The organism is Candidatus Megaera venefica, from assembly GCF_034554655.1.
Lineage (GTDB): Bacteria > Pseudomonadota > Alphaproteobacteria > Rickettsiales > Rickettsiaceae > Megaera_A > Megaera_A venefica.
This window is the reverse complement of record NZ_JARJFB010000256.1, coordinates 1-1,242: the sequence shown is the minus strand read 5'-3', so window position 1 is coordinate 1,242 and position 1,242 is coordinate 1. Positions and strand designations below refer to the sequence as shown.

Annotated in this window: 3 protein-coding genes; 2 read left to right on the top strand and 1 reads right to left on the bottom strand. The window is 33.3% G+C overall.

What is annotated here, in order from left to right; translation table 11 throughout:
• Nucleotides 1-626 (top strand): pentapeptide repeat-containing protein (locus Megvenef_RS09550; protein WP_322777678.1); only part of this gene is annotated, 626 nt, incomplete at its 5' end.
• On the opposite strand, the gene Megvenef_RS09545 is transcribed toward Megvenef_RS09550, so the two are convergent.
• Nucleotides 623-784: a DUF465 domain-containing protein gene (locus tag Megvenef_RS09545; RefSeq protein WP_322777679.1), complete on the bottom strand. Its 162-nt coding sequence runs from the start codon at nucleotides 782-784 to the stop codon at nucleotides 623-625. The genes Megvenef_RS09550 and Megvenef_RS09545 overlap by 4 nt on opposite strands.
• A gap of 130 nt (nucleotides 785-914) precedes the next feature.
• Between Megvenef_RS09545 and Megvenef_RS09540 the strand changes: the two genes are divergently transcribed.
• Nucleotides 915-1,242: transposase (locus Megvenef_RS09540; RefSeq protein WP_322776028.1), on the top strand; the 328-nt coding region annotated here is incomplete at its 3' end.

Here is a 1,242-nt window from a genome sequence, read left to right as displayed (position 1 = left end):
AGATGGAACAGATTGCAATGATAAATTGTGATTTTCAATCTGTGACATTTGATAATTCGCCAGTGTATAATTCTCAACTGAGAGGAATTAATAGTGTAGCAATGGTAATTATAAACTCTCCATTTACTCGTAACATATTGTTTAATAATAAGGGGTTTGAGAGAATAAGTACCTCAGAAGCAATTACAAACGTTAATGAATTGATAGCACGCAAAGATCTTTCAAATATGAACATGGCGTTTCTTGACTTATCTGGTATTAATTCTGTACAAATTGTTTTTAAAAACACTATATTGAGAGGGGCTAAACTGAAAGATGCCAAGCTTAAAAGTTGTTTATTTATTGATGTAGATTTAAGCTATTCAGACTTAACGAATACTGATCTTAGTGGCTCAGATATTCAAGGCACTGGCTTTTTGGGTGCAAAACTTAATCACACAAATTTGAGTTCTACTAAACTGAGTAATTTGGATTTTTCTAGATCGTTCGTAGATAGTGTTGTGCTAAATCAAGCTAGGCTCGAAAATGTTAAAGGACTAGAGACAAAAGACAATTCTAAAGCACAGGAAGTTTTAAGCGTAGACCCATCCCAAGCTGCGGCTTTAGCAACAAAAAAGAGTGATTAAGCAATTATATCTGGATATAGCATAGACTGTAAGAGTTTGATTTTATCCTTTAGAAATAGTTTTCTTTTTTTTAGTTTTTGTATGGTGAATTCAGAGAATTTGTTTATGGAGCTTGGGTCGTCTATGATCTCATTGAGATCCCTGTGTTCTTGTTCTATGAACCTTAGCTCGTCCCTCCGTCAAAACTCTCCCCGCCTGAATTAACAAGGGGTTTCATGTCATAAACAGCTTACAAAATCCATAAGAAAATGGTATAATTACCGCATAAAGCTTACGGATTTTAAAATTATGCCTATAGAAAATATTACTTTTCTCCAAAAACAAGAAAGGTTATTTGAAGAGAAATTATCTACAAAACTAAATCCTAAAAACAAGTTATATAAACTAAGGGATTTAGTAAATTGGTCTGAACTTGAAGCCAGAGCATTGCCTAACATTGAAATCAAGCAATTTGGTAGAAATAAGAAAGATCATAGAGTAATGCTAGCACTATCAATGCTTCAAGCTATGTACAACGGTTCTGATTCGTTTACGGAGGAAGAGCTAAAGGAAAATATTTATTGGCAATATTTTTGTGGTTATGAATATTTGCAGCAAGATCTTGATGTGTCTGAAG